This is a genomic window from Phyllobacterium sp. 1468, assembly GCF_031455525.1.
Taxonomy (GTDB): Bacteria; Pseudomonadota; Alphaproteobacteria; order Rhizobiales; family Rhizobiaceae; genus Phyllobacterium.
The window spans coordinates 36,825-56,846 of sequence record NZ_JAVDSX010000004.1 but is presented as its reverse complement, the minus strand read 5'-3'; the positions used below and the strand labels follow the sequence as shown (position 1 = coordinate 56,846).

Below are 20,022 nucleotides of genomic sequence, written 5' to 3'. Positions count from 1 at the left end.
GTAACAATCTATTCCGGATTTCGTTGAAAATGTCAAATCAATACTTTGCCTACGAAAGAAATATTTCAAATAATCCCCAAGGTAGAGATTAACCGTAAGCAGTAGGAGATAGACCCAAGAAAGCTGGAACCTGAATGCCCGCGCAGTAACAAAAATGCGAATGCAAAATGATTTGCGCCATACCACTAAGACAAAAAATGGCAAAAATGAGGAATGGGGCGCAATGCTTCAAGCATTCTATAATAACAGATATTGCGATGTGTAGTGTTCATCCCTACATTTGCGTAAAAAGGAACCAACGATGAACACAAAGACATTCAAGGTCGTTAAAACAGACGCCGAGTGGCGTGAACAGCTCACGCCGGAGCAATATCAAATCACCCGAAATCATGGGACGGAGCGTGCCTTTTCCAGTCCGAACTTCGATAGCAAACTCAAGGGATTGTACAAGTGCGTTTGCTGCGATCGTCCGCTTTACCGCTCTGAAACCAAATATGAATCAGGTACAGGCTGGCCGAGTTTCACGGCCCCGATCGAGCCTGATGCCGTCAATGCGATCGAGGATCGCTCCTATGGCATGTTGCGAACCGAAATAAAATGTGCCGATTGCGATGCGCATCTTGGCCATGTTTTCCCGGACGGCCCTCCCCCCACTGGCCTGCGTTACTGCATGAATGGCAATGCATTGGTCTTTGATCAGGATTGACCAGCCCGCAACTTGCTTTACACCTTTAACGATTGCCCCTTCCGGCCGATTGTTGCATCCGCCGGTTCATCCCTTGAAAGTTTTTCCATGACGAATACGCCCCGTTTTTTGAGCATCCTCGCGCCGCAGTCCGAGAAGCACCCCATATCCGATACGCGCCACGGCATCAACCGTACAGACGATTACGCCTGGATGCGCGCTGACAACTGGCAGGATGTTTTTCGCGACCCTTCCACGCTGGATCCGGCGATTCGCATCCATCTTGAAGCGGAAAACGCTTACCAGTCATCGCTGATGGCCGACACCAAGGATCTTCAGTCCAGGCTTTTCGACGAGATGAAGGGCCGGATCAAGGAGGATGATTCGTCTGTTCCGTCAAAAGACGGCCCTTACGCCTATGGCACCTCCTACAAGACCGGCGGACAGCAGCCACGCTTTTTCCGCACGCCGCGCGATGGCGGCGCGGAGACCATGCTGCTTGACGGCGATCTCGAAGGCGAGGGTAAGGCCTATTTCCGGCTTGCCTCGGCGGATCACTCTCCCGATCACAGCAAGATGATCTGGGGCTTCGATGACAAGGGCTCCGAGTTCTTCACGCTGAAGGTGCGCGACCTTGCGACTCTGCAGGATACCGCCGAGACCGTCAGCGATACATCCGGCGGCGGCGTGTGGAATGCCCAGTCGAATGGCTTTTATTATACCCGCGTCGATGCCAACCATCGCCCGTCCCGCCTGTTCTACCATAAACTCGGCCAGCCCGAGAGCGAGGACCGCCTGATCCATGAGGAGAAAGACCCCGGTTTCTTCCTCGGCGTCGGTGGCAGCACGCTCAATGATTTTGTCTTCATTGATATCCACGATCACGAAACCTCTGAAATGTGGCTGCTGCCAGCCAATGACGATAGCGCCGAACCGAAACTCGTCATCGAACGGCAGACCGGCGTCGAATACAGCCTTACCGAGGGCGGCGATGTCTTCTACATCCTCACGAATGCCGATGGCGCCAAGGATTTCAAGATCATGAGCGCGCCGGTAAATGCGCCGGAAAAGGCTAACTGGACCGAGGTCGTTGCGCACAAGGCCGGACGCCTGCTCCTCGGCCACTCGGCGTATAGCAACCATCTCGTCTGGCTCGAGCGTGAGAACGGCTTGCCGCGCATCATTATTCGTGACCGCCATTCGGGCGAGCAACATTCGATATCGTTTGATGAAGAAGCCTATGCGCTTGGTCTGCAGGGCAGCGCCGAATATGACACGGACATCATCCGTTTTTCCTATTCGTCCATGACCACGCCGACCCAGCTCTACGACTACAATATGCGCACGCGGGAGCGCACGCTTCTAAAAACGCAGGAAGTCCCCTCCGGGCACGATCCGGACGATTATATCACGCGCCGCCTGCTCGCCCCGGCACCCGATGGCGAGATTGTTCCCATTTCAATCGTCTATCATCGCGACACGAAGATCGACGGTTCGGCGCCTTGCCTGCTTTATGGCTATGGCTCCTACGGCATCACCATTCCGGCAAGTTTCAACACCAATTGCCTGTCCCTCGCCGATCGTGGCTTCGTCTATGCCATCGCCCACATTCGCGGCGGCAAGGACAAAGGCTATGACTGGTACGAAAACGGCAAGCGCCTCAAGAAGAAGAACACTTTTACCGATTTCATCGCCGCGTCCGAACATCTCGTCGCGGAAGGGTTCACCCGCCATGACCGCATCGTCGCGCAGGGCGGTTCGGCGGGCGGTCTGCTTATGGGGGCCATCGCCAACATGGCGCCAGGCAATTTTGGCGGCGTCATTGCCGAGGTGCCCTTCGTCGATGTCATCAACACCATGCTCGACGACACGCTGCCGCTCACCCCCCCGGAATGGACCGAATGGGGCAATCCCATCACCTCAGCCACCGACTACGCCTACATGGCCTCCTATTCGCCCTACGATAATATCGTCGCGCAAGATTATCCGCCGATCCTTGCGGTCGCTGGCCTCACCGACCCGCGTGTGACTTACTGGGAACCGGCAAAATGGGTGGCGAAGCTGCGCGAGATCAAGACGGACGACAATCCGGTGCTCTTCCGCATCAATATGGATGCCGGACACGCCGGTGCCTCGGGGCGCTTCTCGCGGTTGGAAGAGGTCGCCTATGTCTATGCCTATGCCCTGAAACTGGTCGGAAAAGCTGGCGTTTGAACGAAAGGGACGTGCACGTGGCGCTCGCCGCGTCCGGGCTCTCGTTACTGTAACGTACTGTCCTTCGCCCGTACTGCCTGTCAATTTCTCCCTGGGATCGCATTCCCCAGGGAGAGGTTCGATGTTCGAAGAAACCAGAAAATGCACAGACCGCAGAGGCGGCCTGTTTCTAACCATGCTTTGTGCGGCCGGCGTTATCGCCGGTGCCGCAGCGGCCCAGCAACCAACAGCAGCGCAGCAAAGCGCCATCAAATCCGCATGCCGTTCCGATTTCATGGCGCAATGTTCGGGTGTGCAACCTGGAGGCAAGGCCGCGCTCACCTGTCTGCAGCAGCATAACTCGTCGCTTTCTGCCGCTTGCCAGTCCGCACTGGCGGCGCTCGGAGGCGGCAAATCAGCACCGGCCGGTTCTGCCACGGCCCCCGCGACGACAACTGCTCCTGCAACAGCAACTGCCCCGGCCGCACCCGCCGCCCCGGCCGCTACGGCCGCGCCCGCCCCGTCTTTCACGCCGCGCCAGGAAATGATGATCGTCCGCCAATCATGCGGTCCGGACTTCCGCCGGCTTTGCAGCTCGGTCGCCTTGGGCGGCGGTCGTGGTATCGAGTGCTTGCGGAACAATCTCGCCCGCTTATCACCTGCCTGCCAGAAGGTGCTGACAGCAGGACGATAATGCCTGACGCGCCTATCACTTCGCCGTGCTCCGGCGTTCGCACAGTTACCTGCGCGTTGAAATGAGCTATAAACACACGACGCCCGCTCGGGGGATTCGGACGATTGGTTTGTCTTGAATAGCCTCGGAGATTTTAGGTCGTGAACTCATAAATCTGATGGAAATTGGTATGAGGCCATCTTTTCGGATACAAGGAGCAAGGGCGATGGAAATGTTTATCCATTTTCAAGTCCCTTGCGACGCTGTTGCCGGGAAGATGGACCATATCCTGCGGACACTGATCCGGCTGCAAGCTGCAGTGTCGAACCGCTCGGCCGGGGGAAAGACCCCGCCCGTCACGCTTCTCCTCGCATCTTCTTGCCGTTTCAGGCGCCATTTCAATGAGATTTAGGAGTTTACGACCTTGATGAAGAGAAGCGCATTCGCCCTGTTACTCGGCCTTGGTGTCCTGGCGCAGCCCATCCTCGCTTTCACCGGCATGTCGCAAGCACAGGCTGTTCGCAAGAATGTCAGCGAATATGCCGGCCAACGCTGCAACACCCCGCCGCGCGGCTCCGGGATCATCGTCGGGCAATATACCGGTACGACCGACAATCCAATCCTTTCCATGGGCGGCGACCAATCGACCGTTTCCTTCTTTCGCTGCTTCACCTCGATGCCGGAGTGCCAAGGCTGGCTCTACACCCTGCGCAGCAAATACACCGACGGAAATTCAGTCCTGATCAGTTGCAAGAAGAGATAGGTTTACCGCGAGGCTCAAGCGGCCTGACGCGAAAAGGGCCGCCGCGTGCAGCGGCCCTTTTTGGTCAACCCAGCCAACCATGCCCTTCTTGCAAGGAACCGGCTTGACTGCCAGCGCTGGTGCAAAGACCGGCTTGCCGCCAAGTCTACTGCTCAAGCGCATCGATCATCTGGACGTTGGAAGCTTCCTTTGCCGTCGCCTTGCTATAATCGGCCGATGGCCCTGAAGGCGGCGTCAGTTCAGGCGCCGAGCCCCACTCCGTCGGCTTGTCGGAAAGCGTGAAGCTCAACTTGCCGCCGTTTCTGATCTTGTCGAGCGGCAGCCAAGTGCCCTTGTATTCCGCATCGTTGAATCTCATTGCGCTGATGTAACGAACATCGTCGAGCAGCGCCTGCTTGTCGGTCTCGATGCGAAACCTCTTGCCATTGCCGAGCCAGAGTGTAGCGCCCGAGAATTGCGGTGTGGATACTGCCATGCCCGGCGCGGAGGGGATGACCGGATAAAGCCCGAGCGCCGACCAGACATACCAGCCCGAAAGAGCCCCCATGTCGTCATTGCCTGGAAGCCCCCCCGGATTGAGCGAGAAATTTTTCCGCATGATGACCGGGATGATGTATTGCGCATATTTGGGCGAGCCGGCCCAATTATAGGCCCAGGGCGTCGAGAAGGCTGGCTCGTTGCCGATGTAATAATTGGAGGAAGTTTCACCGCCGTTCAGATCTTTTCCAGAAGGTTCGTCGGCAGGACTGAACGACTTGTAGGAAAACAGGGTGTTCAGCCGGTCGATAGCTTTCTCCTTACCGCCGAGCCTGTCGATGAGCGCAGTCCAATCATGACCGAACGACCAAATATAGTTCGCCTCGGTCAATTCGTGGAATTCACCGTCCTTCCATGCGCCAGATTGATCCTTGGGCCTTAGCTTGTGCACTGAATCGTCGAAGATGTTCTTCCAGTTGGAAGCGCGGATGTGCAGGTCGTCAATGGTTGCCTTATCGGCACCTTTGGTCGGCAAAGCGTCGAGCAAGCTGGCAATCGACTGATCGGTGATGACCATTTCAAGGGTACGAGAAGCTGAATGGTCGTCGTATTTTATAAATGGAACATATCCCTTGGTGCTATAGGCTTGGAACGAGTCTTTGTCAGGATTCGCTTTGTCGTTGCATGAACCCCCAGTGGTCGCCGACTGGCGCAGATATTTGGTGGCATTGTCGAGATCAAAATGTCTCGCACCGAACATGTAGGAACCGGCAAGGACATTGGGCGCATGATCGCCACTCATCGGGGTTGTATCCTCGCTGCCGTCAACCCAATGGGGAAATGCGCCGCATTGCTGGGCATCGGCGACCAGCGACTGCATCATTTCGCTGGCTTCATCCGGGGCGATCCATGCGAGAAGCTGTGCCTGCGAGCGATAGGTATCCCACATGGAAAAGCCGGAATAGTGCGTCTTGTAGCCGGCATCCTTGCCGTCGACCGTAAACTTGTAGTTCGCGACGTTTTCCGTCGCACGTACGGGCAGATCGCCGCCGCCGGCCTGTTTCATGCTGCGATACTCGCCGTTCACATCGCTGAAGACCGTCGGGCCGCTATAAACGCGATAGAGAGCCGTGTAGAACTGCTTCAGCTTTTTGGTGGCGTCGGCCTGTTTGTCCTGCTGCAGCTTCCTGAATTCCTCCGGGTCGGCGAGATCGAGCTGGATGGTATTGAGTCGCTGGTTCCAGATATCCGAAGACTGTTTTTTTACAGCATCTAATGACCAGCCGGCATTTTCCGTCTCGAGATTGAGTTTGGCATTGGCCACACTGACCGAAGAAATTCCGATCTTGATTTGCACGCTCTTGTCTGCATCCGTCAGTTCGAACTGCAGCGTCGCCGCCGCGTTGGCTATGGAGGATGCCTTCAACGGCTTATCGAACGTCGCATAGAAATAGACGGGCTGTTTCCAAGTTCCGCCACAGAAAGCAGGCGCGAGCGCCTGACCCGAAACGGACTTGTTGTCTGTTGCAATCTCTATGTTGGATGGCGTCTGGCCGCCGCCCTGGTTTGAGTTATTGCGACTTGCATCAATGATGAGAAAAGCTTTGTCCTTATCGTCAAACGTGAAGCGCGACATGCCTGTGCGTGTCGTTGCCGTAAATTCGCTGTTGATGCCGTTGTCGAACTTCACCTGATAATAACCGGGCTCGGCATCTTCTTTTGAGTGGCTGTAGGCGATGCCTTTAGTGGTCATCGCAGTGCCCTCATCCTTAGGCAGTATAGCAACGGCGCCTTGGCCGCGGCAGCCTGGACCGTTCAGATGAGTCAAGCTGAAATAGCGGATCGTGCTGTCGCCATAATAATAGCCCCCCGACCCATAGCCCCAGCCCTTACCTTCCCCCTTCGTGTCCGGACCAAAGCTGACCATGCCGAACGGCGTCTGCGCGCCGGGATTGACATTGCCGGAGTGCCCGCCGCCGGTTTCGGTAAGCTTCGTTCCAACGAACAGGTTGACGAACTGCGTCAGTGGCACATCCACACGCAGGTTCCGCAGCTTTTTGACTTCATCCTCCAGCGCGGCGATGCGCGTCTTGAAGGCCTCAACCGCATTCGTGCCGCTTTTCGCCACGAGGTCGAGTTCCTTTTCAAGCGCGGCGATCTTGTTGGTCAAGACCGTGACCGTATCCGCATCAGTGGTCTTGGCCAGTGCCAGGCGATGGCTCTCAATTTCATCCTTGATCGCGCCGATGTCCTTTGCGGACGCAGCAACCGCGGCATCCAAATCGGTGCGCAGCCCGTTCACATCGCCGGACAGTTGCTTCAGACCGGCGATGCGGGCGGCATCGTCCTCGCTGATCTTGGGTTGGGCTTCGAGAGCGGCAACCTTCTCCTGCAGTTTGTCGACCTGCGGCTGCAAGTTCAAAAGTGCTTTCTGATTTGCATCGATCGCGGAAACCCGCAAATCGACGTCGTCGAGCCTTTTGCCAAGCCCGGTAACCCGCGCCTCGATGTCGGCTCTGAACTGTTTGAGGCTGTCGCGCAGTTCGGCGATCGTCGCCCAATCGGACTTTCGCCCGGCCTCAAGCGCTTCAACACGGGAGTTCCGCTGATCATAGGTGCCTTGCGATATGGTATCGGTTGGCGGGCTCTTGTCATCGCTACAACCGGCCAGCATGGTCGAGGCGAGAAGTCCCGCCATAAATATGCGTCGTAATGTCATTGTTTCCTCCAAATGAATTTTTTAAAAATATTTCCGAACAGAAAGGGATTACGCGTCTGACGCGCCGGGGGTTGCAAACCCACCCGCTTTTAAAACCGCGCTCCTCCAAGGGCGATTTCAAACGATTAAAGCCGGGTTTCGGAATTAATTCTGTTGGCCTTGCGCCTGTCAATTCACCTTAAGTCCAAGAGAATTAATTAGGTCGTGAACTCATAAATCTGATGGCCAGCCTTGGCTTCGGCAAAGGCCGGCAAAAAAGGCCGATGGAGCGATCCACCGGCCTTGTGACGTCCGTCTCGAGCGTGGCCTGGAACAAATTTCAGCTGTTATCGGCCTCGCCGCCTCCGTGGATGGCCTCGCCATCCGCGACAGAGCTGGGTTTGAATAGGCAAACTTGCTCTAGGTGACGAGAACCGGCGTCTTGTTCGGCACGCGGTCATAAAGGTCGATGATGTCCTGGTTGATCAGGCGCACGCAGCCGGAGGACACGGCCTTGCCGATCGACCACCACTCCGGCGAACCGTGCAGGCGGTAGAGCGTGTCGACGCCATCCTTGAAGAGGTAGAGTGCGCGGGCGCCGAGCGGATTTTTAAGCCCAGGCTGCATCCCGCCATTCCTGGCGCTGTACTGTACCAGTTCGGGCTGGCGGGCCACCATTTCATCCGGCGGCGTCCAGGTTGGCCAGTGGCGCTTCCACTGGACGACGGCGCGGCCCGACCAGGCAAAACCTTCCTTGCCGATACCAACGCCGTAGCGGATCGCCTGTCCGCCTTCGCGCACCTGATACAGGAATTTATCGGTCGTATCGACGACGATCGTCCCCGGCTGTTCGCCGGTCGGATCCTGCACGATCTGCCGGAGATAGCGCTTGTCCATCTTTTCGATCGGGATCGCCGGCAGCTGATAGCCATCGTCTTCGCGTGCCGAATACATGGATTGAAACGAAGCGAAAGCCGGGTCGACATCCATTTGCGGCGTCGAGAGGGGGTTGCCATAGTCATCGACCTGGATGACTGGCCTGTCGTCGCGGATCTGTGCGCAGCCTGCGAGACCGGCTGCGGCGGTTGCAGTCAATGCAGCCAGGAAGCCGCGACGGGAAAGTGTGTTTTGCATCATTGAACCAGGTTGGTGACGGGAATGGGAAAACGCGAAGTTGCGCCGCCTAAACGCACAATGAATATGGCGGCCAACCGTTGACAATAGGGCACAAAAAAGGCAGTCGGCCGACTGTTGCCGCGCCGCAACAAAAAGCCGACGCGCAACGGAATTGGCCGTTCAAGTTCGGATAAACACTTTGTGAGGACGCCGATGCGGTGTCGGTTGCAAATCGCTTACGCATTGTGATTCGACTGCGTATTAAATTCGGCGCATTGACGTTGGTGCAAAATAGCACTTCGATGGCAAAAATTACCAGTGAGACGGAATCAGTATCATGGCGGTTAATACTCAAGCCCAAACAGTGACATGGACCTATGTCGATGGCGACTGGTACGAAGGAAATGTGCCCCTGATCGGTCCGCGCAGTCATGCGATGTGGCTGGCCTCGACGGTCTTCGATGGCGGGCGGTGGTTCGAAGGGGTTTCGCCCGATCTCGACAAGCACGCGGCCCGGGTCAACGCTTCGGCCATCGCCATGGGGTTGATGCCGACCATGAGCACCGAGGAAATCATCGGCCTCGCCAAGGATGGCCTGAAGAAATTCGACGGCAAGACTGCCGTCTATATCCGGCCAATGTACTGGGGCGAGCATGGCGGCTATATGGGCGTCCCCGCCGATCCGGACTCAACCCGGTTTTGCCTGTGCCTCTATGAGGCGCCGATGATCGAGCCGAGCGGCTTTTCGCTCAGCGTCTCGCCATTCCGCCGCCCGACGATCGAGACCATGCCAACCAATGCCAAGGCGGGCTGTCTTTATCCCAACAATGCCCGGGCCATTCTCGAAGCGCGTTCGCGTGGTTTCGACAACGCGCTGCTGCTGGACATGCTGGGCAATGTCGCCGAGACCGGCACGTCCAATATTTTCATGGTCAAGGACGGCCATATTTTCACGCCGGCGCCCAATGGAACATTCCTTTCCGGCATCACCCGTTCGCGCACGATCGATGTGCTGGCCGATTATGGTTTCCGCACCACGCAGACGACATTGAGCGTGCAGGATTTTCTCAATGCCGACGAGATTTTCTCGACCGGGAACCATTCGAAGGTCGTTCCCGTTATCCGTATCGAAGACCGCGATCTTCAGCCGGGTCCGATCGCCAAGAAAGCCCGGGAGCTTTATTGGGAGTACGCGCACTCCACGCAGATAATTTAGCTGCCGAATTGGTGGGATTTGAAATATTGATCCGTTTCGCATTGCTCCTGAAGAAATACGGACCTATGTAACAAACGCAGGTTTTGTCAGGATTGGCGACCATCCCATTCCGGGGCCCCTCCCGGGCAGCCAATCCAGTCACAATTGAATCGAAGAGGAGACTTCCATGGCTTTCGAATTGCCCGCACTGCCGTATGATTACGATGCGCTCGCACCCTATATGTCGCGCGAAACGCTCGAATATCACCATGACAAGCACCATAAGGCTTATGTTGACAACGGCAACAAACTGGCTGCCGAAGCCGGTCTCGAAAATCTTTCGCTCGAAGAGATCGTCAAGCAGTCCTACGGCAAGAATGCCGGCCTCTTCAACAATGCAGGCCAGCATTACAACCATCTGCATTTCTGGCACTGGCTGAAGAAGGGCGGCGGCGGCAAGAAGCTTCCGGGTGCACTCGAAAAGGCTATCGAATCCGATCTCGGTGGCTATGACAAGTTCCGCACCGATTTCATCGCTGCCGGCACCACGCAGTTCGGCTCCGGCTGGGCCTGGCTCTCCGTCAAGAACGGCAAGCTCGAAATTTCGAAGACCCCGAATGGCGAAAACCCGCTGGTTCATGGCGCAACGCCGATCCTCGGCGTCGACGTTTGGGAACACTCCTATTACATCGATTATCGCAACGCCCGCCCGAAATATCTGGAAGCGTTCGTCGACAATCTGATCAACTGGGAATATGTCGAAGAACTTTACGGCAAGGCCAAGTAAGCGGCCCGTCGATCAATAAAGGCCCCGCTTCGGCGGGGCTTTTTTATCGGCTAGTCGATCAATCGCACGCCGGCCGTCTTTGCCGCTGTTGCATCGAAGGTTGCCGTATAGCTACATTTTGCATTGTCGCAACTGCGTTCGATCAAGAATCCTGGGATTTCGCTGCTCAAATTCTCCATCAACTGCGTGGCCTTGGCAGATTGCTGGCGATCGTCCTGCGCGAGATAACGAATAACCATATTGGCATCTAGGACGGTCTTTCAGATCGCATAGTAGATTCTGACCGAGGTTCCCTCACCGGCCGTGGAACTTATGTCCAGTCTCCCTGCCATGGTCTTCATGAGTTCAACGCAGTTGGTGAGGCCAAGGCCAACATGTCCGCCAGCTTTGGTGGAAAAGAATGGCTGTTTTGCCTTGGCCAGCAGATCCGGGCTCATTCCTCCCCCATTGTCGCTGATGGTCAGGATCAGTTGCGAACGGCGCAGGAAGCGTTTTTGCACCCTTGCCTCGATGGAAATCACGGGATCCGGCCGCCCTGCGACCGCATTGATCGCATTGCGCAGGAGTTCATCGATGAGCAGATGGAACTGCGAAGCGGGAACATTGACAGCGCGCACTTCATCACCGGCGTCTACATTCAGCGTGGTATTACAGTTCGCGACTATATTGTCGAAGATCTGCCCGAGTGGTGCAGGCGGCACCTTGGCGGGGGCATGGCCTATCATCATCAAACCTTCATTGATCGAATCCAGCTCCAGAATTGTATGCAATGCGGCGTCGGTCATTTCTGGCGTTGGAAGTGATCTGTCATTCAGGTAACTGAGAAAAAGCCGCAAGGCGGCGATGCGCGTGCGTGTCATATGGGCGAAAAGCAACGAGAACGATTTTATGTGCTGGTCCTTCTCGCGGGTCGTTTTGTTGTACTGATGTATGGCGATGGCACTCAGTAACAGAGCTGAGAATGCTGCAAACATGCGCAATCGATTAAGAGCCGCGTCATTCGCGATCTGTGCCTCCAGGGTTAGTCCCTGACTCGAATTGACGGTCGTGCTCGATAAGCGCACGAGATAACGTTCGGCCGAAGCGATAGATTTAAGTGCTTCGCCATAGTCTCCCCCGTGAAGTACCACCGGCAGAAGCACATCATCTATCCCGTGGATTAAGCCGTCGAGTTCGATCTGGTTGCCGGTGCCAAGAAAGGATTCGACATATTCCAGGTGCGACAGCAATGAAAGATTGAACCGCAACAACCGGACGGACGTCGCCAGCTGAGGTACGTTCCTTCCAGTTTGCCGTGCGAGTTCCAGAGCGCCCGCAATCCGCGCTATGTCTTCCCGGGATTGCCAGATACGCGATCGGATTTCCAATGCCTGGCTCGTAATAATTTCCGACTTTTGCCGGTAAGTTTCAGTTCGAACCAGTGACCATACGCTCAAGGCGAGCGAAAGGAACAGCCCGGCATAGAGCGCCAACGGCAATAATGCGCGAAACGGACGCTTCATTGAGCGGGTCGTACCGCCACGACAAACCAGACCCATATGGACTTACGCCCGAGCACATAGGCTGGGGGCAAATCCTTAAGGGGCCAGATCAAATAAAGGGGGCCTCCGTCCTCGACGGACAGCCGCCGATAAGATTGACTATCCGAACAAAGCCCGCTGACCCTATCGGCATCCTCGCATCTCTGTTCGAGGGCAAGAATGGGCGCATAGGCATCGATCTCGGCAGCAGTCACCCGTGCAAGAAAATTATTGTAGGCCTGTACTTCAAACTCGCTCGCCCCGGAGATGGTGCTTTTGGACAGAATATCCTTAAGCAGGGGGCCGCGAAAACCGATGGCCTTATGTCCGCTCCAAGGCGTTGCGGTGACTTGTTCATGCAACGTGAATTCGTCGCGCAGTTGATCGATATTATAGATTAATTCCGACTGACCGGCTCCCCGCCCCACCGTCAGGGTTTCGGGATCCGGAGACTGAGCCTTGGCGGCAATCGTAAAAAACAACGCCATGAGTACAAGCCAGATCGCAACAAGATCCCCGCACCGACGGGAAAGGAAGGTGCCTTTCCGGCATGTACTCGTGCAAAAAAAATGCTGAAGAACGATTGTCAAAGTACAACTCGCAAAATTACTTGTTATAAAGAAATATTGATCTTCGTTACTATTATTGGTAACTGACACAGCAGTTTGAAATTTATAAATTCACCTCACATTTCACAATCTATGCACAAATGAGAAATTGCATCAATGAGCAAATAGTACTATCAATATCTGACTTATATGGCGCCCTAGGAACGCCTAAAAGAAAAATTCATAACTAAATTAATTATCAATATATATCTATGTAAGTGTATAATGCTATTAAATTTATGGTGCATACCAAGATCATTATCTACCGCTTTCGAAAAAATGATGGATCAGCGCGGTGATTTCTTTGTTCACGGCGAGCCATATTACAAGTATTATCTGAATGATACCAATAGTAAATACATTGCGGATACCGATTTCTCATGCGTAACCGAATTGCTGGTGCACCAGAGTACCATCCGACAAGTATTCATCAAAGAGATGGCTCATCATGTCGTTGGGTATGTTGGCGACGAGATTTTCGAGAGAGGCGAGAATACGTTTCTGATCAGGGATCCGCGACTTTCAATCCCTTCATTATACACGATGCTGAATGACTATACGGAGAAAGACGCCGGGTTCGACAGTCAGCTGGAGCTTTTTGAGAAGGTCAGAACAAGGACCGGCCGCCTTCCAGTCGTTATCGATGGCGAAACGCTGCGGCAGGATCCTGCGCGCGTCGTCACTGCCTACTTCGGCGCACTTGGCCTCGATCCGATGCTTCACGCATTGAACTGGCAGAAGGGGGGCCGGTCGGATTGGATCGGGCGGGAGGACTGGCACCGGGCTGCGTCCAGTAGCACGAGTTTCGAGCCCAATGCCGGACGAATCGATCTGGATCGATATCCCTTACGTGTTCGTCAGACGATCGAACGCTGTTTGCCGATCTACAAGTACCTGCGCGACTTCGCCGTTGGGAGGCGCTAGGAGTCCGTTTTGAAAGCCGCTGCGGCGACAGACATGGCGTGGTTTCGCGATCATCCTTGCGACGAGCCATCGTACTGAGTATTGAGCGCCGGAGCGCAGAACATCGCGCCAAATGACCACCGCCATAGACTTCGCAACTGGTCCTATATGGAATCCGGCAACTGCCCGAACTTCAAGAGCTTGGCCTTGGCTCGCTTGTAATAGCGCTCCGCGGAAGCCGCATCGATGTTGAGATGCTCGCCAAGCTGATCGTATATAGCCTTGCGGCTGATATTCGCCGGCCTTTGCATCATCCACTGGACAAGCTCCTGTTCCCTCGGAGAAAGTACCGCATGGTAGACTTCCGGCGGCATACTCGTTTCGTGCATCAAGCCCACGCAACAACCGTGATCCGCTATCGTCTGCAGAATGGCCGTCATGGTACCGGGTTTCAGGCTGTTTTTGGCAATGTAGCCGGCTACGCCAATAGCCCGGACCTCTTCCCACTCCTGTGCACTCTCGGCGCCGGTGATAACGATGTGGATGGCAGCGGGCGTTCGTTCAACCAGGGTGCTTATGGTCTTCAGACGATCCGTCCCGGATTGCGGATCGTAACCTGGCAGCCCAGGATCGATAAGGATCAGCGCAAACTGATTGGCCTCGATCAGCGCCAGCGCTGTGTCCAATGTTGCGGCGGCGTGCACGACACAGGCGGGAATCGCAGCTTGCAATTCATGCACCAGTGCCAGGCGCATCAAATGCTGGTCTTCGACGATCAATACGTCCTGTATTGAATGCTCTGTTGTCAAAAAAAAACTTTCGAAATAAGTGCCTTAGTTCAAAGCACTTTTTATAGCCCGATTCGGCTTCGTGCATATAGGGAAAGCGCCGCACTTTCGTCGCGAGTCGTGCGAAACGGCACCGATTGCGGTTGACTTATTGCCGACCATCACGTAGCAGGGCATTCATCTTGACGACTCGATATGAAACACACTCTTTAAAATCGTAGCCACTGTAAAATCAAAGTGTAAAAGCTGGCAAACCGGATAATATTAAGATATATTTTGACGCGAATGCGTCGCGCAAAGTTTATTTTGTTTATTTACTGAAAACATTCATTTGGGAATTGTTCTATTACTTGAATTCAATTCACTGTCCTAATTTGTCCTCTGACAAGGGGACAGCGCTGTCACTTTCGCTTGCCAGCGACTTGCGTCAAGACGCCGGGATGAAAGCAAACTCGATTTTTCAAGCGCGGCGACTATCGACGCCCCCTGCCACTAACGACAACTCCACAAAGGCCAAGATGGAAAAGATTCTATTGATGATCGCCATTGATTATCATGAACAGGCTAGGGCCGAAGTGGCACGACTTGTTTCTTCATGCACCAGTCTCAAGGCGGCCGGCGTCGACACCGCGCTGCTCGAGAAGCATCTGGAGGCAGCAAGGGAAGTCGAGCGGTGCATCCGAGAGGAAATGCTGCGCTGCCCCACGGAATATATTGAGAATGCTGCCGCCAAGGCCGTGCATCTACGCCAGGCCTTTACGCAGGACCATGCGACAAGCGAGGCGGGTGGGCGCTAATTCTTCCATAACTATCCTGGCGGCAATTGTTGCTTGTTGCACTGAAGTGGCCCCGTCATTGGCGGGGCCGCTTTGCGTTCATCGCTTTGAAATACGTGCGGCCAATCCATTGCTGCAGTTACAGAATCTCCGCCCTATTTGAGAAACATTTCAGAAACCAAACACCACATGCGGGAAATAGCGCCGAAACATCCGCATCCGATAAAGAGGCAGGTGGACCGATTCTACACCTGCGCGTTGCAGTCCCTCCTCTTCTGTTACCCACCAAAGGAAACCCAAGGATATGAAATCGTCTCTTTATTCAGCTCTCGGCCTCGCTATCGCCCTCGCCGTCTCCGCACCATTGCTTGCCACGAATGCAAGCGCTGCTGAGCCGGTTCATCACAGGCACCACCGCGTCTATCATCATCACCATTATCATCATCACGTCGTGCATCATCCGAAGCATCATGCATGGCACAGGCATCATGGAAAGCCCGTCTACAAGCACGCATAAGACAGAACATACAAACATATGTGCCGGTTATCAGTCGATGATGACCGGCATCTTCAAGGCACTGCGGCGCTTGCAGGTTCGCGAACGAACCGACCGGACAGTCTGCTTTTTCACGCATTGGAACAACAAGTTCTCAAAAGTGATCGCCTCGTTTTGATCCCTGCCCCACTGCTGACCGTTATTCATCCAAGGTTCAGAGAATTGGACTTATGTCTAATATCTCAGGGACGATTACGTGTTGAACGCCTTTGGCAAAAACGGGGCTTTCACTGGAGGAATAATAAATGAGAAAGTTGATTTCAGCCCTAAGCGCGGTTCTGGTGTCGATCGGGACACTTGTTCCACTCGAGACGGCGAGCGCCGCGCCTGTGACCATTCAGCAGCCAGTCGAAACCTCGAAGGCTGCGCCGAATCCGAATGTCGAAACCGTCCACTATCGCGACCGGTGGGATCGCCGGCATTATCGCCGCTGGGACCGCAGGCACTACGGTTGGGAACGCAGGCACCATCGCCGCTGGGATCGCAGGTACTATGGCGACCGGTATTACCGCCGCCCCTATTACGGGGATCGCCCATACTATCGAACCTGGGATGACCCTTATCGCTACCGCAGGAGCGGGATCTATCTACAGTTCTGACAGGAGAACCAGCCCCGGCGTCTGACGCCGGGGCTTTTTTGCTTTAGGGGGTTGTCGAGATACATATGACCAGACGAAAATGGTGGCTTTCGAGCAGGCCGTCAGAGCGTGAATGAAAACAGGCCCTGACTTGCCTACAAACGAAAATGTGATCGAAACGGCCGCGTGCTTTTTGCAATGTATAATCTAGAGTGCCCACCGGAAGCCCTTGAAGCCACACTACTTTAGCCACAAGAGTCGGAGACACCCATGAACAGACTGATTTCGTTTGCTGCGGCGCCCTTGCTTGCCATCGCACTTTCGGCACCGGCCAGCGCCGACGCGCTCGCTGACCGCCAGGCGCTCATGAAGGATCAGGGCAAGACCGTCGGCAGCATCACACCCATCATCAAGGGCGAAAAACCGTTCGACGCCGATGCGGTAAAGGCCGCACTGACACACCTGAACGAGGATGCGCAGAAGATCGATGTGGCGACGCTGTTCCCTGCCGGTTCCGACCAAGGCAAGACGACCGCTTCGCCGAAGATCTGGGAAGACAATGCCGGCTTTGCCGCCGCCGTAGCGAAGTACCAGAAAGACGCGGCCGCGGCAGCCGAAGCCAACCCGAAGGACCTCGATAGCTTCAAGGTCGTCTTCAACCAGGTAGCCGAAAATTGCGCTTCCTGCCACAAGGCTTTCCGCATCAAGAAAGACTAGGTCGTTAACTCATGATGCGCAAGCTCGCATTGCTCATCATCATTCTGGCGCTGATTGGCGGGGCTGGGTTCTGGTTGCTCTCGGCGCCCTCCCATGTCGACCCGGCAAAGCTTGCCGCGGCAGCTCCCGGCGATGCGCAACGCGGCATGGGCATCTTCTGGCAAGGAGGCTGCGCCTCCTGTCATGCAGCCCCGGGTTCCAAGGGCGATGCGCGGCTGGTGCTCGCGGGCGGTGTCAACCTCGTCACGCCGTTCGGCATCTTCGTGACGCCGAACATTTCCCCATCGAAGCAAGGCATTGGCGACTGGTCCTTCGCCGACCTCGCCAATGCGATGATGGAAGGTGTCTCGCCGGATGGCAGGCATTTTTATCCGGCCTTTCCCTATACATCCTATGCGCGCATGCAGGTGCAGGACATCGCCGATCTCTACGCTTTCCTGAAGACGCTGCCTCCATCCGATAATGTCGCCGGGTCGCACAAGCTCGCTTTTCCTTTCACGATCCGGCGCGGCATTGGTCTGTGGAAGCGGCTTTTCCTTTCGCCGCAGCCGGTCCTCACGCTGGCCAATGCCACCGATCCAATCAAACGCGGTCAATATCTGGTGGAGGGCCCGGGCCATTGCGGCGAATGCCATACGCCTCGCGATTTCATTGGCGGGCCGGACAACACGCAATGGCTGGCGGGCGCCAAGGCACCGGAGGGCAAGGGCGTCATCCCGAACATCACCGGAGGCGAAGGCGGGATCAATTCCTGGTCTGAAAAGGACATTTCCTATGCGCTGGAGAGCGGTTTCACGCCGGATTTCGACTCGCTCGGCGGCTCGATGACGGACGTGGTTCTCAATATGGCACATCTCGAGCCTGCGGATCGTGACGCGATCGCCGCCTATCTCAAGGCTGTGCCGGCGCATCCCAATGGCTTTCCGGCGGCGAAGTGATTTCGCCGCCTACGCCAAAACAGGCATGATTTTCCCCATCCCCGCGATTGTTCGCACGTTCTGACGTCGCCGACGGTGATCCATTGCGCCATCCTTTGCCGGAGCCAACATTATGGGAAAGGGATGCCTCGCATGATCAATCGCAGACAAACTCTCGCTTTTCTGGGTGGTGCCGCCGCTGCAACCGCCCTGCCCTTCGCAGCGCATGGAGCTTCGCAATCGCCAAAGACACTCCGCATCGGCTGGCAGAAAAATGGCGTCCTGGCGCTGGCCAAAGGCAACGGCGCACTGGAAAAGCGTTTTGAACACCGTGGCATCGATGTGAGCTGGTCGGAATTCTCTTCCGGCCCCCCGCTGCTCGAGGCACTCGGCGCCGGGGCTATCGACTTCGGCCCGACAGGCGATGTGCCACCGCTCTTCGCGCAGGCAGCCGGCGGCAATCTGGTCTATGCGGGAACCTATAGGGGCCCACCGGCGGGTTCTGCCATTCTGGTTCACAACGATTCGCCATTGCGGTCGATAGCCGATCTCAAGGGCAAGCGCGTCGCCTTCAAACGCGGTTCCAGCGCCCACAATTTCACGGTCAAAGCTTTGCGGACGGCCGGGCTGTCCGTGACTGATATCGTTGCATCCGACCTTTCCCCTCCCGACGCGGCCGCTGCCTTCACTGCAGGTCAGATCGACGCCTGGACGATCTGGGACCCCTATTTCGCCGTGGCCGAGAAGCGCCCGGAAGCGCGGGTGCTGGCAACGGGGAAAGGCATCATCGAGTCCTGGTCGTTCTTTCTCAGCAATGGCGCGTTTGCCGCTTCGCACGGCGATGTTCTGGCGGATGTCCTCGATGAGCTGGCGCTTGTCGGTCGGTCAGCGCAAGACAATCTCGACGAAACGGTCCGGATCCTCGCGAAAATAACCGGCGTGCCGGAGGATATCGAGAAGGTTGTCCTGTCACGCGAGGGAGCGGACCTCGGCAAGGTGGCGGGTGTTACGCCAGAAGCCATTGCCTATCAGCAGGCGCTGGCCGACGAGTTCTTCGACCTTAGGATCGTGCCGAAGAAGCTCAACATCAGCGATATCGTATGGCGGGCCAAGCAGGCATGAGGAAACTCAGGCGCTCTTCGATTTGACGCAACCGGCCGGACGCAGCTTCCAATGCGCCCGGCTTTATCTCATGATGCGGGCAACGACTCGGATGCATTATCAAAAAAGCACAGATGAAGATCGCCACATTCAACGTAAACGGCATCAACGGCCGGCTCGCCTTGCTCCTGCGATGGCTTGCGGAAGCCGAGCCGGATGTCGTCTGCTTGCAGGAGCTCAAGGCGCCTCGGGAGAAATTCCCGGAGCGAGCGATCCGCGCTGCGGGATATGGCGCGATCTGGCACGGGCAGAAAAGCTGGAACGGCGTCGCTATTCTTGCCAGGGACGCCGAGCCTATCGAGACCACGCGTGACCTTCCCGGGGATCCGGACGATACCCATAGCCGCTACATCGAAGCGGCAGTGAATGGTGTCCTGATCGGATGCATGTATGTTCCGAACGGAAATCCGGCACCGGGTCCAAAATTCGATTACAAGCTGCGCTGGTATGACCGCCTTTCGCAACGCGCGCAGGAACTGCTTGCGACAGACGCGCCAGTCGTGCTTGCGGGCGACTACAACGTCATGCCGACCGATCTGGATGTCTACAAGCCGGAGCGCTGGATCGACGACGCGCTTTTCCGCCCCGAAGTCAGGCAGGCCTTCGCGGCGCTTGTTGCGCAAGGGTGGACAGATGCCATCCGGCACCTCCATCCGGACGAGAGGATCTACACGTTCTGGGACTATTTCAGAAACGCCTGGGGACGCAATGCCGGTCTGCGTCTCGACCACCTCCTGCTCAGTCCATCGATCGCCGGCCGATTGACGAGTGCCGGCGTCGATCGCCACGTCAGGGGCTGGGACCATGCAAGCGACCATGCACCCGCCTGGATTGTTCTAGACGAACCTGCGCGCAAATCGGCGCCTTAAACTTTCGGCGAGGGTGAAGGTGTGTGGCCAGTCCTGGCGCAC

General features: G+C 56.0%; 20 protein-coding genes. 14 read left to right on the top strand and 6 right to left on the bottom strand.

Annotation, left to right across the window (positions count from 1 at the left end; all coding sequences use genetic code 11):
• Positions 1-301: 301 nt before the first annotated feature.
• From msrB to J2X72_RS12220, 4 genes are all read left to right on the top strand, one after another.
• Positions 302-706, top strand: a complete 405-nt coding sequence (msrB, locus tag J2X72_RS12235) for a peptide-methionine (R)-S-oxide reductase MsrB (RefSeq protein ID WP_209997579.1) — start codon at positions 302-304, stop codon at positions 704-706.
• An 87-nt stretch (positions 707-793) separates the two neighbouring features.
• Complete coding sequence (locus tag J2X72_RS12230) at positions 794-2,899, top strand: S9 family peptidase (RefSeq protein ID WP_310072299.1); 2,106 nt, start codon at positions 794-796, stop codon at positions 2,897-2,899.
• A gap of 121 nt (positions 2,900-3,020) precedes the next feature.
• The gene (locus tag J2X72_RS12225; protein ID WP_310072297.1) at positions 3,021-3,572 is read left to right on the top strand and encodes a hypothetical protein; all 552 of its coding nucleotides are present in this window, start codon (positions 3,021-3,023) and stop codon (positions 3,570-3,572) included.
• Between the two features lie 406 nt (positions 3,573-3,978).
• On the top strand, positions 3,979-4,314 hold the full coding sequence (locus J2X72_RS12220) for a metallophosphoesterase (RefSeq protein WP_209997582.1): 336 nt from the start codon (positions 3,979-3,981) through the stop codon (positions 4,312-4,314).
• A gap of 145 nt (positions 4,315-4,459) precedes the next feature.
• Here J2X72_RS12220 and J2X72_RS12215 read toward each other — a convergent pair whose 3' ends face one another.
• Positions 4,460-7,510, bottom strand: coding sequence for a GH92 family glycosyl hydrolase (locus tag J2X72_RS12215; RefSeq protein WP_310072295.1), 3,051 nt, complete (start codon positions 7,508-7,510; stop codon positions 4,460-4,462).
• Positions 7,511-7,909: 399 nt separating this feature from the next.
• The gene (locus J2X72_RS12210; protein WP_112528079.1) at positions 7,910-8,623 is read right to left on the bottom strand and encodes a L,D-transpeptidase; all 714 of its coding nucleotides are present in this window, start codon (positions 8,621-8,623) and stop codon (positions 7,910-7,912) included.
• A 319-nt stretch (positions 8,624-8,942) separates the two neighbouring features.
• On the opposite strand from J2X72_RS12210, the gene J2X72_RS12205 reads away from it, so the two are divergent.
• Positions 8,943-9,821 carry a branched-chain amino acid aminotransferase gene (locus tag J2X72_RS12205; RefSeq protein WP_310072293.1) on the top strand — a complete coding sequence of 293 codons (879 nt, stop codon included), beginning with the start codon at positions 8,943-8,945 and terminating at the stop codon, positions 9,819-9,821.
• Positions 9,822-9,987: 166 nt separating this feature from the next.
• The gene (locus tag J2X72_RS12200; protein WP_209997586.1) at positions 9,988-10,587 is read left to right on the top strand and encodes a superoxide dismutase; all 600 of its coding nucleotides are present in this window, start codon (positions 9,988-9,990) and stop codon (positions 10,585-10,587) included.
• Between the two features lie 50 nt (positions 10,588-10,637).
• On the opposite strand, the gene J2X72_RS12195 is transcribed toward J2X72_RS12200, so the two are convergent.
• The 3 genes from J2X72_RS12195 to J2X72_RS12185 are packed head-to-tail and all read right to left on the bottom strand — an operon-like array spanning position 10,638 to position 12,595.
• Positions 10,638-10,826, bottom strand: a complete 189-nt coding sequence (locus J2X72_RS12195; RefSeq protein ID WP_310072290.1) for a hypothetical protein — start codon at positions 10,824-10,826, stop codon at positions 10,638-10,640.
• A 21-nt stretch (positions 10,827-10,847) separates the two neighbouring features.
• Positions 10,848-12,089: an ATP-binding protein gene (locus tag J2X72_RS12190; RefSeq protein ID WP_310072288.1), complete on the bottom strand. Its 1,242-nt coding sequence runs from the start codon at positions 12,087-12,089 to the stop codon at positions 10,848-10,850.
• A complete protein-coding gene (locus tag J2X72_RS12185) occupies positions 12,086-12,595 on the bottom strand; it encodes a hypothetical protein (RefSeq protein WP_209997590.1) in 510 nt (169 codons plus the stop codon). The genes J2X72_RS12190 and J2X72_RS12185 overlap by 4 nt, the downstream gene beginning before the upstream one ends.
• A 345-nt stretch (positions 12,596-12,940) precedes the next feature.
• Between J2X72_RS12185 and J2X72_RS12180 the strand changes: the two genes are divergently transcribed.
• Complete coding sequence (locus J2X72_RS12180; protein WP_310072286.1) at positions 12,941-13,639, top strand: hypothetical protein; 699 nt, start codon at positions 12,941-12,943, stop codon at positions 13,637-13,639.
• Positions 13,640-13,782: 143 nt separating this feature from the next.
• Here J2X72_RS12180 and J2X72_RS12175 read toward each other — a convergent pair whose 3' ends face one another.
• Complete coding sequence (locus J2X72_RS12175; protein ID WP_310072284.1) at positions 13,783-14,427, bottom strand: response regulator; 645 nt, start codon at positions 14,425-14,427, stop codon at positions 13,783-13,785.
• A gap of 497 nt (positions 14,428-14,924) precedes the next feature.
• Between J2X72_RS12175 and J2X72_RS12170 the strand changes: the two genes are divergently transcribed.
• The 7 genes from J2X72_RS12170 (at position 14,925) to xth (ending at position 19,980) form a co-directional block, all read left to right on the top strand.
• Complete coding sequence (locus tag J2X72_RS12170; RefSeq protein ID WP_310072282.1) at positions 14,925-15,203, top strand: hypothetical protein; 279 nt, start codon at positions 14,925-14,927, stop codon at positions 15,201-15,203.
• A 283-nt stretch (positions 15,204-15,486) separates the two neighbouring features.
• Complete coding sequence (locus J2X72_RS12165) at positions 15,487-15,699, top strand: hypothetical protein (protein WP_310072280.1); 213 nt, start codon at positions 15,487-15,489, stop codon at positions 15,697-15,699.
• Positions 15,700-15,983: 284 nt separating this feature from the next.
• Entirely contained in the window at positions 15,984-16,337 is a 354-nt protein-coding gene (locus J2X72_RS12160; RefSeq protein WP_209997599.1) for a hypothetical protein, read from the top strand.
• Positions 16,338-16,586: 249 nt separating this feature from the next.
• Positions 16,587-17,033, top strand: a complete 447-nt coding sequence (locus J2X72_RS12155; RefSeq protein WP_310072278.1) for a cytochrome c — start codon at positions 16,587-16,589, stop codon at positions 17,031-17,033.
• A gap of 11 nt (positions 17,034-17,044) precedes the next feature.
• Positions 17,045-17,971 carry a cytochrome c gene (locus J2X72_RS12150; RefSeq protein ID WP_310072276.1) on the top strand — a complete coding sequence of 309 codons (927 nt, stop codon included), beginning with the start codon at positions 17,045-17,047 and terminating at the stop codon, positions 17,969-17,971.
• Positions 17,972-18,103: 132 nt separating this feature from the next.
• Entirely contained in the window at positions 18,104-19,072 is a 969-nt protein-coding gene (locus J2X72_RS12145) for an aliphatic sulfonate ABC transporter substrate-binding protein (RefSeq protein ID WP_310072274.1), read from the top strand.
• A gap of 113 nt (positions 19,073-19,185) precedes the next feature.
• Positions 19,186-19,980: an exodeoxyribonuclease III gene (gene xth, locus J2X72_RS12140; RefSeq protein ID WP_310072273.1), complete on the top strand. Its 795-nt coding sequence runs from the start codon at positions 19,186-19,188 to the stop codon at positions 19,978-19,980.
• The last annotated feature ends 42 nt before the right edge of the window (positions 19,981-20,022 follow it).